Origin of the sequence: Nonomuraea sp. NPDC005692 (genome assembly GCF_040631115.1) — a bacterium.
In the GTDB taxonomy this organism is placed as follows: domain Bacteria; phylum Actinomycetota; class Actinomycetes; order Streptosporangiales; family Streptosporangiaceae; genus Nonomuraea.
Genome location: NZ_JBEXYU010000006.1, coordinates 177,689 through 192,838 on the forward strand (window position 1 = coordinate 177,689; position 15,150 = coordinate 192,838).

The 15,150-nt window shown below is 70.7% G+C and carries 12 protein-coding genes; 5 read left to right on the top strand and 7 right to left on the bottom strand.

The genetic code is table 11. The features are described from left to right. Positions 1–9 precede the first annotated feature (9 nt). Positions 10–1,062, bottom strand: a complete 1,053-nt coding sequence (locus tag ABZ459_RS15980) for a glucose 1-dehydrogenase (RefSeq protein ID WP_357970992.1) — start codon at positions 1,060–1,062, stop codon at positions 10–12. Between the two features lie 125 nt (positions 1,063–1,187). Here ABZ459_RS15980 and icmF point away from each other — a divergent pair, with 125 nt between their 5' ends. After that, positions 1,188–4,394, top strand: a complete 3,207-nt coding sequence (gene icmF / locus ABZ459_RS15985) for a fused isobutyryl-CoA mutase/GTPase IcmF (RefSeq protein WP_357970993.1) — start codon at positions 1,188–1,190, stop codon at positions 4,392–4,394. 56 nt (positions 4,395–4,450) lie between these two features. Continuing rightward, entirely contained in the window at positions 4,451–4,951 is a 501-nt protein-coding gene (gene tpx, locus ABZ459_RS15990; RefSeq protein WP_357970994.1) for a thiol peroxidase, read from the top strand. A 7-nt stretch (positions 4,952–4,958) separates the two neighbouring features. Here tpx and ABZ459_RS15995 read toward each other — a convergent pair whose 3' ends face one another. Both ABZ459_RS15995 and ABZ459_RS16000 read right to left on the bottom strand, forming a co-directional pair. Continuing rightward, a complete protein-coding gene (locus ABZ459_RS15995; protein WP_357970995.1) occupies positions 4,959–5,858 on the bottom strand; it encodes a TIGR03619 family F420-dependent LLM class oxidoreductase in 900 nt (299 codons plus the stop codon). 9 nt (positions 5,859–5,867) lie between these two features. Continuing rightward, positions 5,868–6,674 carry an SAM-dependent methyltransferase gene (locus ABZ459_RS16000; RefSeq protein WP_357970996.1) on the bottom strand — a complete coding sequence of 269 codons (807 nt, stop codon included), beginning with the start codon at positions 6,672–6,674 and terminating at the stop codon, positions 5,868–5,870. 142 nt (positions 6,675–6,816) lie between these two features. Between ABZ459_RS16000 and ABZ459_RS16005 the strand changes: the two genes are divergently transcribed. Then, positions 6,817–7,542, top strand: coding sequence for a helical backbone metal receptor (locus tag ABZ459_RS16005; protein ID WP_357970997.1), 726 nt, complete (start codon positions 6,817–6,819; stop codon positions 7,540–7,542). Here the strand turns inward: ABZ459_RS16005 and ABZ459_RS16010 are convergent, their stop codons facing one another. From ABZ459_RS16010 to ABZ459_RS16025, 4 genes are read right to left on the bottom strand one after another with little or no spacing between them, the layout of a single operon-like run. Beyond that, a complete protein-coding gene (locus ABZ459_RS16010) occupies positions 7,543–8,688 on the bottom strand; it encodes an ROK family transcriptional regulator (RefSeq protein WP_357970998.1) in 1,146 nt (381 codons plus the stop codon). 2 nt (positions 8,689–8,690) lie between these two features. Then, positions 8,691–9,536 carry a carbohydrate ABC transporter permease gene (locus tag ABZ459_RS16015; RefSeq protein WP_352349881.1) on the bottom strand — a complete coding sequence of 282 codons (846 nt, stop codon included), beginning with the start codon at positions 9,534–9,536 and terminating at the stop codon, positions 8,691–8,693. Then, complete coding sequence (locus ABZ459_RS16020) at positions 9,523–10,437, bottom strand: sugar ABC transporter permease (RefSeq protein WP_357970999.1); 915 nt, start codon at positions 10,435–10,437, stop codon at positions 9,523–9,525. Before ABZ459_RS16020 ends, ABZ459_RS16015 begins: the two co-directional genes overlap by 14 nt. After that, positions 10,434–11,804: an extracellular solute-binding protein gene (locus ABZ459_RS16025; RefSeq protein WP_357971000.1), complete on the bottom strand. Its 1,371-nt coding sequence runs from the start codon at positions 11,802–11,804 to the stop codon at positions 10,434–10,436. The genes ABZ459_RS16020 and ABZ459_RS16025 overlap by 4 nt, the downstream gene beginning before the upstream one ends. Before the next feature lie 449 nt (positions 11,805–12,253). On the opposite strand from ABZ459_RS16025, the gene ABZ459_RS16030 reads away from it, so the two are divergent. Both ABZ459_RS16030 and ABZ459_RS16035 read left to right on the top strand, forming a co-directional pair. Beyond that, entirely contained in the window at positions 12,254–13,288 is a 1,035-nt protein-coding gene (locus ABZ459_RS16030; RefSeq protein WP_357971001.1) for a zinc-binding dehydrogenase, read from the top strand. Then, positions 13,285–14,070, top strand: coding sequence for a sugar phosphate isomerase/epimerase family protein (locus ABZ459_RS16035; RefSeq protein ID WP_357971002.1), 786 nt, complete (start codon positions 13,285–13,287; stop codon positions 14,068–14,070). The genes ABZ459_RS16030 and ABZ459_RS16035 overlap by 4 nt, the downstream gene beginning before the upstream one ends. Positions 14,071–15,150 lie beyond the last annotated feature (1,080 nt).

The following is a 15,150-nucleotide window of genomic DNA, read 5'->3' on the forward strand; positions in this document are numbered from 1 at the left end:
GCCGGGGGATCAGGAGGTGAGGTCGAGAACCACCTTGACGTCGCCGGCCTCGTGGGCGAAGGCGTCCTTCGCCCGGGTGAGGGGGACGCGGCGGGTGACCAGGCGTTCGAGCCAGCTCCGGTCCGCCTGGGCCAGGGCGGTCGCGGCGTCCCGGAAGTGGCGGAGGTTGGCGTTGACGGTGCCGAAGACCGCGTCGTTCTCCAGGACGATGTCCCGGTTGATCTCGCTGACGTCCAGCCGGTGGGTGCGCCCGCCCGCCCCGAGCCCGGCCAGGCAGACGATCCCGGCCGCGGACGTGCAGGTCAGCGCCTCCATGACGAGCTGCCCCACCCCGGTGCCCTCGATGATGATGTCCGGTTTGGCGTCGGTGAAGGCGTCCAGGTTGTCACCCACGTGGTACGTCGCCCCCAGGTCGGCCACCAGCGCGGGCTTGGCCCCGCCCGCCGTCCGGTCCAGGACGTGCACCTCCAGCCCGCGCTGCCGGCCCAGCAGCGCCGCCAGCAGCCCGATCGGCCCCGCGCCGGTCACCAGCACCGTGCGCGGCTCGAACCAGGCGCGCGAGCCGATCCGCTCGATGTGCTCCCACGCCTTGGCCACCACGGACGTCGGCTCGACGAGCATGCCCACGCTCTCCAGCGACGGGTCCAGGCGTACGGCGTACCCGGCCTTGACCGCCCACTGCTCGCTGGCGTAGCCGTCGATCTCCTTGATGCCGCGCTCGGTGTAGCGGCCGTTGCGGCACATGTCGAACTCGCCCCGCGCGCAGGCCCCGCACGGCTCGGGGTCGGGCCGGCGCACCACGCCCACGACCAGGTCGCCGGGGGAGAAGGCGGACCCGTCGGGCACCTGGAGCACCCGGCCGAGCGACTCGTGGCCGATGACCATGCGGCTCCTGCCGGGCGGCGCCCAGCCGTACTCGGCCGCAGCCAGCTCCCTGTCGGTCCCGCAGACCCCCAGGGCCAGCCCCTGCACGAGCAGCTCCCCGGGCCCCGGCTCCGGCTCGGGCACCTCTTCCACCTCGAGCGTCCCCTGCCGGCCCGGCTCGAACGTCAACGCGCGCATCGGCGTCACCCCCTGGGGCAGTCCTTACCCAGACCGGAAGGAGCTACGAGGACGTCCTACTATCGAAATAGTTGGACGTCCTAGTATCTTCGCAGGAGGGCCCCCTCGCAAAGGAGTGATCAGGCGTGCACGTTCCGGCGTACCCTGTCCGTTTCGTGACCGCCGCGGCGCTGTTCGACGGCCACGACGCGGCGATCAACATCATGCGGCGCATCCTCCAGACGCAGGGGGCCGAGGTGATCCATCTCGGCCACAACCGGTCCGTGGACGAGATCGTCACGGCCGCCGTCCAGGAGGACGTCCAGGGCGTGGCCATCAGCTCCTACCAGGGCGGCCACGTCGAGTTCTTCACGTACCTGGTCGAGCTGCTGCGCGAGCGCGGCGCGGGCCACGTCAAGGTGTACGGCGGCGGTGGCGGCGTGATCGTCCCCGAGGAGATCGAGCTGCTGCACGAGCGGGGCGTCACGCGCATCTTCTCGCCCGAGGACGGCCAGCGGTACGGCCTGCCCGGCATGATCAACAAGCTGATCGAGGAGTGCGACCACGAGCTCGGCGACCCGCCGTCGGTCGAGGCCGTGCTCTCGGGCGACCAGGCGGCGCTGGCCCGCGCGATCACCTTCATGGAGTCCGGTCGCGCCTCCGCGGAGCTGGCCGAGGGGCTGAAGGCGGCGGTCGCCGTCCAGGAGCGTCCGGCGCGGGTGCTCGGCATCACCGGCACGGGCGGTTCGGGCAAGTCCTCGCTCACCGACGAGCTGGTCCGCCGGTTCCGGGTGGACAACGACGACAAGCTGCGCATCGCCATCCTCGCCATCGACCCCACCCGCCGGCGCGGCGGCGGCGCGCTGCTCGGCGACCGCATCAGGATGAACAGCCTGGGCCCCCAGACCTACTTCCGCTCGCTGGCCACCCGCGGGGCCGCCAACGAGGTCCCGGCCTGCCTCGACGACGTGGTCACCGCGTGCCGCGCGGCCGGCTACGACCTGGTGATCGTGGAGACCCCCGGCATCGGCCAGGGCGACGCCGGCATCGTCCCGCACGTCGACGTGCCCATCTACGTCATGACCCCCGAGTTCGGCGCCGCCTCCCAGCTGGAGAAGATCGACATGCTCGACTTCGCCGAGGCCGTCGTCATCAACAAGTACGAGCGCCGCGGCGCCGAGGACGCCCTGCGCGACGTACGCCGCCAGCTCGTGCGCAACCGGGAGGCGTTCGGCCAGTCGCCCGAGGACATGCCGGTCTTCGGCACGATCGCCGCCCGCTACAACGACGCCGGCGTCACCGCCCTCTACCAGCACCTCAAGGGCCTGCTGCTGGAGGACGTCGGGCCGGGGCTGCTGCCCGTCGTGACCGAGCGCACCTCCAAGGCGGCCGCGGCGATCGTCCCGCCCGCCCGGGTCCGCTACCTGTCCGACATCGCCGACTCCGTCCGGACCTACCACGCCGAGACGCTGGCCCAGGCGGAGGTCGCGCGCCGCCGTCAGCAGCTCGCCGCCGTACAGGAGCTCCTTGGCGGCGCGGACGAGCGGCTGGCCGGGCTCGCCGAGCAGGCCGAGGGGGAGCTGAGCGAGGAGAGCCGCCGCCTGCTCGACGGCTGGCCCGCGGTCAAGGAGGCGTACCGCAGCGACGAGCTGGTGGTGAAGATCCGCGACCGGGAGATCCACACCCCGCTCTGGCGCGAGACGCTGTCCGGCAACCGCATCCCGCGGGTGGCCCTGCCGCGCTTCAGCGACCACGGCGACCTGCTGCGCTTCCTGCGCTCGGAGAACCTGCCCGGGTCGTTCCCGTTCACCGCCGGGGTGTTCCCGTTCAAGCGGGACGACGAGGACCCGACCAGGATGTTCGCCGGCGAGGGTGACCCGTTCCGCACCAACCGGCGCTTCAAGCTGCTGTCGGAGGGCCAGCCCGCCACCCGGCTGTCCACCGCCTTCGACTCGGTCACCCTGTACGGCCACGACCCCGACCTGCGCCCCGACATCTACGGAAAGGTCGGCACCTCGGGCGTGTCCATCGCCACGCTCGACGACATGAAGGTGCTCTACGACGGGTTCGACCTGGCGGCGCCCAACACGTCGGTGTCCATGACGATCAACGGCCCGGCGCCCACGATCCTGGCCTTCTTCCTCAACGCCGCGCTCGACCAGGCCCTCGACCGCTTCCGCGGCGAGCAGGGCCGCGAGCCCGACGAGCAGGAGGCCCGCGACCTGCGCGCCCGTACGCTGGCCACGGTCAGGGGCACGGTCCAGGCCGACATCCTGAAGGAGGACCAGGGGCAGAACACCTGCATCTTCTCCACCGAGTTCTCGTTGCGGATGATGGCCGACATCCAGGAGTGGTTCATCCAGAACGGGGTCAGGAACTTCTACTCGGTCTCCATCTCCGGCTACCACATCGCCGAGGCGGGGGCCAACCCGATCAGCCAGCTCGCGTTCACGCTGGCCAACGGGTTCACGTACGTGGAGGCGTACCTGGCCAGGGGGATGCGGATCGACGACTTCGCGCCGAACCTGTCGTTCTTCTTCTCCAACGGCATGGACCCCGAGTACAGCGTGCTCGGCCGGGTGGCGCGCCGGATCTGGGCGGTGGCCATGCGCGAGCGTTACGGCGCGGCCGAGCGCTCCCAGAAGCTCAAGTACCACATCCAGACCTCGGGCCGGTCGCTGCACGCCCAGGAGATGTCCTTCAACGACATCCGCACCACCCTGCAGGCCCTGATCGCCATCTACGACAACTGCAACAGCCTGCACACCAACGCCTTCGACGAGGCCGTCACCACCCCGTCGGCCGACTCGGTGCGCCGGGCGATGGCGATCCAGCTCATCATCAACCGCGAGTGGGGCCTGGCCAGGAACGAGAACCCGCTGCAGGGCTCGTTCATCATCGACGAGCTGACCGACCTGGTCGAGGAGGCCGTGCTGGCCGAGTTCGAGCGGCTGTCGGACCGGGGCGGCGTGCTCGGCGCGATGGAGACCGGCTACCAGCGCGGCAAGATCCAGGACGAGTCGATGCTGTACGAGATGCGCAAGCACGACGGCTCCCTGCCGATCATCGGCGTCAACACCTTCCGCAACCCCGGCGCCGAGCAGTCCGACCCGCACAAGCTGGAGCTGGCCAGGGGCACCGAGGAGGAGAAGCAGTCGCAGCTCGACCGCCTGCACGCCTTCCACGAGCGCAACCGGCCGCAGGCGCCCGCGGAGCTGTCGCGGCTGCGCGAGGTCGCGATGTCCGACGGCAACGCGTTCGCGGTGCTGATGGACGCGGCGCGGGTCTGCTCGCTCGGCCAGATCACCGAGGCACTGTTCGAGGCGGGCGGGCAGTACCGCCGCAACGTCTAGGGGAGATCGCGCCGCTAGGATCGCTGGTCGGGGAACATCGCTATCAGGAGGCTTTCATGTCCGACGTCACTTTCAAGGGCAACCCGATCACCGTGGGCGGCGCCTTCCCGAAGCCCGGCGACGCCGCGCCCGCCTTCAAGCTGGTCGGCACCGACCTGTCCGACCGCACGCTGGCCGACTTCGCCGGCAAGACCAAGGTGCTCAACATCTTCCCGAGCGTCGACACCGGCGTCTGCGCGGCCTCCGTGCGCCGCTTCAACCAGGTCGCGTCCGAGCACCCCGACGCGGTCGTGCTCTGCGTCTCGGCCGACCTGCCCTTCGCCCAGAACCGGTTCTGCGGCGCCGAGGGCCTGGACAAGGTGACCATGCTGTCGCTCATGCGGGGGCGTGAGTTCCTCGCCGACTACGGCGTGGCCCAGGAGTCGGGCCCGCTGGCCGGCCTGGCCGCGCGCGCGGTCGTCGTGCTCGACGCCGACGACAACGTGGTCTACTCCGAGCTGGTGCCCGAGATCACCCAGGAGCCCGACTACGAGGGCGCGCTGTCCGCGCTCAAGTAACCCGCGCTCAAGCGGCGCCGAGGCGCTCACGGAACTCGGCGGCCAGCTCCAGCAAATGGTCGTCGTCGGCGGCGGTGTGCTGGAGGTCCAGGATGACCTCGTGGACCCCGGCCTCCGCCGCCTGCGACAGGTACGCCGCGATCTCGGCGACCGTGCCGCTCCGCGGCGGGGTGCCGTCGCCGGTGATCAGCGGGTTGGAGCGCAGGATCATGCGCAGGGCGTCCGGGTCGCGTCCGGCCCGCTCGGCGCTTTCTCTGACCGTCTCCCACATCGACAGGAGCACGGGGAGGGGCAGCGCGGCCGTCAGCCAGCCGTCGCCCCTGCGCCCGATCCTGCGCAGCGCGTCCGGGGCGAACCCGGCCAGCAGCAGCGGCGGGCGGCGGGCCGGCTTGGGGTCGATGTGACTGGGCGCGATCGTCCACAGCTCGTGCTCGAACGTCACGGGGTCCGCGCCCCAGATCGCCTCCAGGGCGTCGAGGGTGGCCTCGTAGCGTTCGGCCCGGCCCTTCCAGGGCACGCCCACGGCGGCGTACTCGTCGGAGGACCAGCCGAGGCCGAGGCCCGCCGCCAGCCGGCCGCCGCTCAGGTGGTCGATCGTGGTGAGCGAGCGGGCCAGCACCGGCGGGGGGTACCAGCAGGCGTTGAGCGCGCTGGTGCCCAGCCGTGCCGAGGAGGTCACGGACGCGGCCACCGCCAGCACCGCGAACGGGTCGAGGAACACCCGATGGGCCTCCGGCACGCTGCCGTCGCCCCCGGGATAACGGTCCTTGGGCCGCAGCGGCGTCAGCAGCCGGTCGCCCGCCCACAGGCCGGCGAACCCCATCGCCTCGGCCTCGCGGGCCACCCGCGTCACGCTGCTCAGCGCGGCGAACCTGCCGTACTGCGGGACGGCGAGGCCGAGGTCCATGGGCGGGTCCTAAAGCTTCCTGGCCACGCCGCACACGATGAGCGACGACTCGGGGCGGTCCATGAAGTCGATCGTGTCCGCCTGGTCGGGATGCCACTCGGGCAGCCACACCAGACCGGGCTCCACCAGCTCGAACCCCTCGAACAGCTCCCTGATCCTGGCCCGGCTGCGCAGCGCCAGCCGCGCGGTGGCGTTGCGGTAGACCTCGGTGCCCGTGCTGACCGCGTCGGGACGGGCGTCGCTGGTGCCGTGGGACATGACCAGGTAACTACCCGGCGCCATGACCTCACGCAGGGTCTTGAGAATGCCCTCGGGATCGTCGGACTCCTCGATGAAGTGCATGATCGCCACCAGCAGCACGGCGACCGGCCGGCTGAAGTCGATGGTCCGCAGCACCTCGGGGTCGCGCAGGATGTCGCCCGGGTTGCGCAGGTCGCCCTCGACCACCGTCGTGTCCTCGCCGTGGCCGGTGAGCAGCGCCCTGGCGTGCACCAGCACCACGGGGTCACGGTCGACGTAGACGACGCGGGAGCCAGGGGCGACCTTGGCGGCCACCTCGTGCACGTTTCCCTGGGTCGGCAGCCCCGTGCCGATGTCGAGGAACTGCCTGATCCCGGACTCGGCGAGGTGGCGTACGGCGCGGCCGAGGAAGGCGCGGTTGGCCCGCGCCGCCGCCCGTACCTCGGGCGCCACCGTGAGGATGCGCTCGGCCGCCTCGCGGTCGACCGGGAAGTGATCCTTGCCGCCGAGGTAGTAGTCGTAGAGCCGTGCCACGTTCGGCGTGTTCGGATCGAAATCCGATGCCTCGTGCTCCAACCGTCGAGCCCCCGATCACAGAGTTTTAACGATCTTTACCGGGATTCTACGGATCTATACCGACATAAGAGTGGTGCTACGCATATTTCCGGAAAACGCAACCTAAGGTGGTGCCGTGGTCCACGATGACACAGGGATCCCTGTGGAGGTACCCCAGACCGTCCGGCGGATCGTGTCGCTGGTGCCGTCGCTGACCGAGTCCGTGGCGGCGACCCTCCCCGAGGCGCTGGTCGGAGCGACGGACTGGTGCACGCATCCGGCCGATCTGGACGTGGCCCGGGTCAGGGGCACCAAGAACCCCGACCTCGACGCCGTCCTGCGCCTGCGCCCGGACGTCGTCCTGGCGAACGCCGAGGAGAACCGCGCGCCCGACGTCCAGGCCCTGCGCGAGGCGGGCGTGGCGGTGTGGGTGACCAGGATCGAGACGCTGGAGCAGGCGTTCGCCTCGCTGGAGCGCATGTTCGCGCACGCCTGCCGTACGGACCGCCCGGCCTGGCTGTCGGCCGCCCGCCAGGCGTGGGGAGCCCCCGCGCCCGGCCCGCGGCGCACCGCGATCGTCCCGATCTGGCGCCGCCCCTGGATGGTCGTGGGCCGCGACACCTTCACCGGCGACGTGCTGCGGCACCTCGGCGTGGACAACCTGTACGCCGCCCACCCCGACCGCTACCCGAAGATCCCCCTGCCCGAGCTGACCGGCCACCGCCCCGACCTGGTCGTGCTGCCCGACGAGCCCTACGCCTTCAGCGCGGACGACGGCCCCGAGGCGTTCCCCGGCCTGGCCTGCGCGCTGGTCAGCGGCCGCCTGCTGACCTGGTACGGCCCCTCGCTCACCGAGGCCGCAACCGCCCTGCCGCGCGCGCTGGCCTGATCAGCCGACGGCGGCCAGCGCGCCGTCCACGGCCGCGGGGGAGAGCACGTGCTCCATCACGATCACCGCCATGCCCACGATCCCGGCCCGGTCGCCGAGCCTGCTGGTGACGATCTCCAGGTTGCGCGTCGTGTACGGCAGGCTGCGCCGGTAGACGATCTCCCTGATCCCGGTCAGGTAGTGCTCCTGCGTCCGCGCCATGTCCCCGGCCAGCACCAGCACGCCGGGGTTGAGCAGGCTGACCGCGGTGGCCAGCACCACGCCCAGCGTGCGGCCCGCCTCCTGGACGCGCGCGATCGCCGCCGGGTCGCCGGCCTGCACCAGGCGCACGACGTCGCGGCTGGTCTCCCGGCCGAGGTCGGCCGCGAGCGCGTGCCCGCTGGCCAGGGAGGCCACGCAGCCGCGGGAGCCGCAGGTGCACACCCGGTCGTCGGTCTCCCGGATGCGGACGTGCCCGATGTTGCCCGCGGCCTCCTCGACGCCCCGGTAGATCTGCCCGTCGAGGACGATGCCGGTGCCGATGCCGGTGGAGACCTTGACCAGGATCAGCGACTCGGTCTCCCGCCAGGACGACCACCATTCGCCGAGGGCCATCGCGTTGGCGTCGTTCTCCACCAGGATGGGCACGTCGTACGTGCGCCCGACGGCCTCGCTGATCGGGTGGTCGTCCCAGCCCGGCATCAGGAACGACCTGATCACCCGCCCGTCGGTGTGGTCGACCGAGCCGGGCAGGTCGAGCCCGATGCCGCACACGTCGCCCGCCGGCCGCCCGGTCCTGTCCAGCAGGCGCTGGAACGCCTCGCGCACCCACGTCAGCACGGGCTCGGGCCCGCGGTCGATGCGCATCTCGGCGCGTTCCTCGGCCATCGGACGGGCGGCGAGGTCGGTGAGCGCCACCCTGGCGTGGGTGGCGCCCAGGTCGGCCACGAGGATCAGCCGCCGGGCGGCGTCGATGTCGAGCACCGAGGGCGGCCGGCCGCCGCCCGAGGCGCCGACGCCGGACTCGTGCAGGTAGCCGGCGGCGATGAGCCGGTCGACCCGGTCGGTGACGGTCGACCGGGACAGGCCGGTGAACTCGATCAGGTCTTTGCGGGTACGGCAGGAGCCATCGCGGATGAGCTGGAGGACCTGCCCTGCCGTCAGCATGTCTATCCCTTCTCCGCTCCTGCCGTGAGGCCCTCCGTCAGCAGGCGTTCACTGGCGAAGAACACGATCACGATGGGCAGCGTCAGCACCACGGATCCTGCCATCAGCACCGTCGTGGGGATCTCTATGCTCCCCGCCAGCTGCGAGAGCCCCAGGGAGACCGTCCAGCTCTCCCGCCGCTCCACGAGGAACAGCAGGGCGAACAGGAACTCGTTCCACGCGATCATGAACGCGTAGAGGCCGGTTGCCATGAGCGCGGGCTTGGACAGTGGCAGCACCACCCGCCAGATGGTCGACAGCCGGGAGCAGCCGTCGATCGCGGCCGCCTCCTCCACGCTCTGCGGCACGGTCTCGAAGTAGTTGCGCAGCATGTATACCGTGACGGGCACGGTCTGCGCGATATAAACCAGGATCAGTCCGACCAGAGATCCCCTGAGGCCCAGCATGGTGAACAGCACGAACAGGGGGATGGCCAGCACGATCGCCGGGAACAGGTAGACGGCGAGGAACAGGAAGTGCACCTGCCGCCGGCCGAAGAAGCGCAGCCGCGCGACGGCGTAGGCGCCCGGGATCGAGATCAGCAGCGTGGCGGCCACCGAGGCGACCGCGACGACCGCGCTGTTCCTGATGAACGTGAGGAACCCCTGGGTGGTCAGCACGTTCACGTACGTGTCCAGGGTGAAGTGCCGCGGCCACACCGAGCCGGGCTCCAGGATGAGCTCCTGGATGTCCCGTACGGACAGCGTCACCATGTACAGGAACGGCAGCCCGGTGACGGCGAAGAGGAAGACGATGACCACGGGCCGCAGCGCCGCGAACAGCGCGCGCTCGAACCTATCCCTGCTCACGATCGCCTCCCGAGAAGAAGCGCAGGTACACGGCCAGCAGGACGACGAGGACGACGGCCAGCACGATCGCCTGCGCGGCCGAGGCGCCGATGTCGTCGCGGGCGGTCAGGAAGTTGTAGACGCGCACGCTGACCACCTCGGTGCCGGCGCCGCCGCCGGTCAGCAGGTAGACGTCGTCGAACTTGGTGAAGGTGAACACGAACCGCAGCACCGCCAGCAGCGCCACGATGCGCCAGAGCTGCGGCATGATCACGTGCCGGAAGCGCTGGGTGGGGGTGGCCCCGTCCACGACCGCGGCCTCCTCCAGCTCGGCCGGCAGCGCCTGCAGCCGGGCCAGGATGAACAGGAACGCGAACGGGAAGTACCGCCACGCCTCGAACGCGATCACGGTGAACAGCGCGACCGGCACCTTCAGCCCCAGGAGGTCGCCCTGGGCCTGGGTGAGGAAGGCGATCGGCTCCTTCAGCCAGGTGTTCACGATGCCGTACTGGGGGTTCAGCATGGTCTCCCACAGGAAGGCCACGGCCACCACCGGCGCCACGTACGGGATCAGGATCGAGGCCCTGACCAAGGTGCGGCCGGGGAACCTGGCGCGCAGGGCGAGCGCGGTGACCAGGCCGATCGCGATCGACAACGCCGTGCCGGCCACCGTGTAGACCAGGGTGTTGAGCAGCGACGCCCAGAAGCCCGGCTCGGAGATCACGTACGTGAAGTTCTCCAGCGTGTAGTGCCCGAAGACGCCGGCCCGGCGGATGTTGATCAGCCGTACGTCCTGGAAGGCCAGCATGATCGCCCACAGCAGCGGCAGCACCACCACGACCAGCGTGATGACCAGCGTCGGCGAGATCAACGCCAGCCCGGCCCGCCCTTCCCGCTGCCGCAGGGTGCGGGGTGCGCTCATTGCCGGATCCCGCGCTTGATGGTCTCCACGTCCTTCTTGGCCTGCGCGGCGGCGGCCTGCGGGGTCAGCGAGCCGTCGGCCACCTGGCTCAGGGCCTTGGGGACGGGCAGCTCGCCCATCGTGGCGCCGACCAGCTTGCCCTGGCCCTGCGGGATGCCCCAGCGGGCGAAGGTGTCGGGGCTGCGGCGCAGCGCGTCGAGCACGTCGGCCGGGTAGACCTCCGACAGCGGCTTCTTGGCGTCCACGCCCGCGGGCAGCTTCTTCCACTTGTCCTCGAAGCCCTTGCGGGTGGGGAACTTGCCCTCGGGCGCCATCCCGATCCAGCGCTCGTAGCCCTCGTCCATCATGTACGTGACGAACTTGGCGGCCGGATCGGTGGCCGCGCCGCGCAGCACCGCCCAGGAGACGATCTCGCCGTACTGGGCGGGCGCGCTCGCCCCGGGGCCCTTCAGCGCCGTGACCACGCCGGTGTTCTTCGCCAGCCACTCGGGGTCGCCGCGGCACTCGGCGCAGCTCGGCAGCGCGTCCTTACGCAGCCCCGCCAGCTCGTCGAGGATGAACGACGACCAGATCATCATGGCCGCCTTCCCGGAGAAGTACGTGGCCCGGGTGGAGTCGACGTCCTGTTTGCCCTTGACTGAGTAGTTCTTCGCCAGTTTCGCGTAGAAGTCGAAGGCTTTCACGCACTGTGGGCTATCTAGCGTGATATTTCCGGAATTGTCGACTAGTTGGCAGCCGTTCGCCAGCGCCACGTGCTCGAAGCTCTGCGCGGTGAAGGAGTCCTTGGGCGCGATCGCCATCGTGATGCCCGCCACCCCACCCGCGTTCAGCTTCGCCGCCGCCGTCTCCAGCGCCTCGTAGGTGTCCGGCGGCGCCAGCCCGGCCTTGTCGAACAGGTCCTTGCGGTAGAGCAGGAGCTGCGCCCACCCGTCGCTGGGCACGGCCAGCAGCCTGCCGCCCGAGGAGTCCAGTTCGAGCGCGCGCGGCGAGAAGGAGTCCTTGCCGAGCCCGTCCACGATCCGGCCCGGCGTCTCGGTGTCCAGCAGGTCGTTGGCCTCCAGCTCGCGGACGGAGGCCAGTGGCAGCGCGCCGATGACGTCGGGGAGGTCGTCCGCGGCGGCGGCGGCCGTCACGGTCTGGCTGAACTGGTCCTCCCCGACGCCGACCAGGTTCACCTTGATCCCGGTCTTCCTGGTGAACTCGGCGATGATCTGGTTCTGCACGGCCATCCGGTCGCCGAGGTTCTCCTCGGTCCAGACGGTGATCTGTTTCGCGCCGGACTGCTGCTCGCCGCCGTCGCCGCAGGCCGTGAGGGCGGCCGAGGCCAGCAGTGCGACGGAGAGGACGGCGGTGACCCTGTTCGGCATGGCACGCTCCTCTGGTTGGGGATATGCCGCACTTACCCGTAGAAATGGGGCAGGCACCTGGCGTAGGCGAGAACGAGACCGGTCCGTCCCCTCACCGTGCCGCCGCCGCACGTCATCAGGGCCGTCGGTAAAAGATTCGTCGGCGTTCCGGCAAATCTTCCCCAGAACCGATCACGGACGCCCACCTCGAAACGATCTGGTCTGATGTCATTTCGGTCATCCGGATGCTGCCCGGACAAGCACTTCTGGCGCTTCCGGATCAGGTGGACAGACGGGGCGTGACATGTCGGTAAGGTCTCTTTCCAGAACGCGCCCGCCCGGAAACCTGGATTCCATCGGCCGCGATCGACGGAAGTCGTAGACTTACGAGTGTTTCGAGCGCAACTATGGTGTGCAAACAAACACTAAATCTCTGACTTTTGTTTGATCAAAAAGCGTAAGTGTGGGGTATGCGCGTCATCACCTTCCAAGAGCCAGGCCGTGTCAGCGTCAGCCTGGAGTCGCCCGCCGAACTCGTGCCGGGCTCCGTCCGGGTGCGGACCCTGTATTCCGGGGTCTCCGCGGGCACCGAGCTGACCGCATATCGCGGCACCAATCCCTACCTCACCCGCAAGTGGGACACCGAGCGCCGGCTCTTCCTCGAAGGCCAGACGCACGCCTACCCCCTGTCCGGCTGGGGCTACCAGGAGGTCGGCGAGGTGGTGGAGGCGGCCCCCGACGTCGCCGAGCCGCCCGTCGGCAGCCTCGTGTGGGGCATCTGGGGCCACCGCGCCGAGGCGGTCGTCCCCGCCGAGAAGCTGGCCGGCCACATCCTGCCGCCGGGGGCCGACCCCGTCGCGGGCGTCTTCGCCCGGGTCGGCGCCATCGCGCTCAACGCCGTCCACGCCGCCGACGTGCACCTGGGCGACCAGGTCGCGATCTTCGGCCAGGGCGTCATCGGCCTGCTCGCCACCCGCATGGCGGTGCTCAGCGGCGCCCGGGTGGTGGCCGCCGACGCCATCCCCGACCGGCTCGAACTCGCCAGGAAGTTCGGCGCCGCCGAGACGTTCGACGTGCGGTCGGGCTCGGTCGCCGAGTTCCTGCGCAAGCGCATCGAGGGCGCCGACACCGCGATCGAGCTCAGCGGCAACCACCTGGGCCTGCAGGAGGCCATCAGGAGCGTGCGCAAGGGCGGCCGGGTCGTGGCGGCCGGCTTCTACCAGGGCGACGGCATCGGGCTGCGGCTGGGCGAGGAGTTCCACCACAACCAGGTGCAGCTCGTCTCCTCCCAGATCGGCGGCGTCGCCTCCTGGCTGGCCCACCGCTGGGACGTCGAACGCCTCCAGCGCACGTTCATGGAGCTCGTGCACCGGGGCGAGGTCGAGGTCGGCGACCTCGTCACCCACCTCGTGCCGGTCGAGAAGGCGGCCGAGGCGTTCGACCTGATCGACAAGCACCAGTCCGAGGTGCTCCAGCTCGTCTTCACCTTCGAGGAGTCACGATGAAGCTCGCCGCCCAGGAGCAGCTTCTGCCCGGCCGCAGCCTGCAGGAGAAGTTCGCGTTCGCGGTGGAGGCCGGGTTCGACGCGATCGAGCTGAGGGGGAAGGGCGACTTCCACTTCGCCGGCCGGCTGACCGAGCTCAAGCGGGCGCTGGCCGACGGCGTCGTGATGCCGACGGTGTGCGTCGAGATGCCGCACTTCATCGGCGACTTCGACCCGGCCAAGCGCAAGGACGCCATCCAGCAGCTCAGGTCGCAGCTCACAGTGATCGCCGAGCTGGGCGGCATCGGCGTCATGACCCCGGCCTCGTGGGGCCAGTTCTCGCTTCGGCTGCCGCCGTTCGAGCCGCCGCGCACCGCCGCGGACGACCGCGAGGTGCTGGCCGAGGCGCTCGGCATCCTCGGCGAGCACGCCCAGCGCAACGGCGTGCTGATCATGCTCGAACCGCTCAACCGGTACGAGAACCACATGGTCAACACCCTGGCCGACGCGGTCTCGTACTGCTCGATGGACTCGATCAGGATCGTCGGCGACACCTACCACATGAACATCGAGGAGGACGACCCCTGCCGGGCCCTGGCGGAGGCGGCCCCGTACATCGCGCACATGCAGATCAGCGAGTCCAACAGGAACCAGCCCGGCACCGGGCACCTCGACTGGGGCGCGCAGCTCGCCACGCTCGACGCCGTCGGCTTCGACGGCTACCTCGCCCTCGAGTGCCGGCTGCGGGGCGAGCCCGAGATCGTGCTCCCGCAGACGGCGGCCTTCATCAGGAAATTCCTATGATCCTTCGCGACGCCGTACGCGTGCTCGTCGCCAACTGGGACGGCAGCTACACGGTTCCCTCCCGTCGTCTGTACCCCCACCAGTGGAGCTGGGACTCCGCCTTCATCGCGATCGGCAACGCCCGCTGGTCGCCGCGGCGGGCCAGGTCCGAGCTGCTGTCGCTGTTCGGCGCCCAGTGGGCCGACGGCCGGGTGCCGCACATCGTGTTCAACCCCGTCGTGCCCGAGGGCGCCTACTTCCCCGGCCCCCAGTTCTGGGGCGCCCGCGCGCCGTCCGGCTCGGCGACCTCCGGCATCGTCCAGCCACCCGTGCACGCGCTGGCCGCCTGGAAGGTGCACCAGGCCGAGCCCGACCCGGCGTTCCTGGCCAGGATCTACCCCAAGCTCGTCGCCCAGCAGGAGTTCCTGCGGGCCTCCCGCCGCTCGCCCGAGGGCCTGATCTCGATCGTCCACCCGTGGGAGTCGGGCATGGACAACAGCCCGGCCTGGGACCTTCCGCTGCGGGCCGTCGAGGCCGGCGCGACGGGCTTCGTCCGCAGAGACCTCAACACCGTCAGCGCCGACGAGCGCCCCACCGACCGCGACTACGAGCGGTACGTCGCCCTCGCCGGCGCCTACCGCGACAGCGGCTACCAGCGGGCCGGCTCGTTCGAGATCGAGGACCCGCTGTTCAACGCCGCGTACGGCGTGGCCGAGTCGGCGCTCGCCGAGATCGCCGAGGTGTGCGGCCGCGACCCCGAGCCCCACCGGCGCGAGGCCGCCGCCGTCACCGCCGCCATGGTCGGCCACCTCTACCAGGACGGCCACTTCCGCCCCCGCGACCTGCGCACCGGCCGGCTGATCCGCTCGGGCAGCGCCGCCGGCCTGGTGCCGCTCATGCTTCCCGGGCTGCCGCTGGAGATCGCCGAGGCGCTGATCGGCACGGCCCTCGACAGGTTCTCCCTCAAGGACGGCGTGCTGCCCAGCCACGCCCCGGCCACGGCCGAGTTCGACCCGGCCCGCTACTGGCGCGGGCCGAGCTGGATCAACCTGACCTGGCTGGTCTGGCAGGGGCTCCGGGACCGCCGTCCCGACCTGGCCG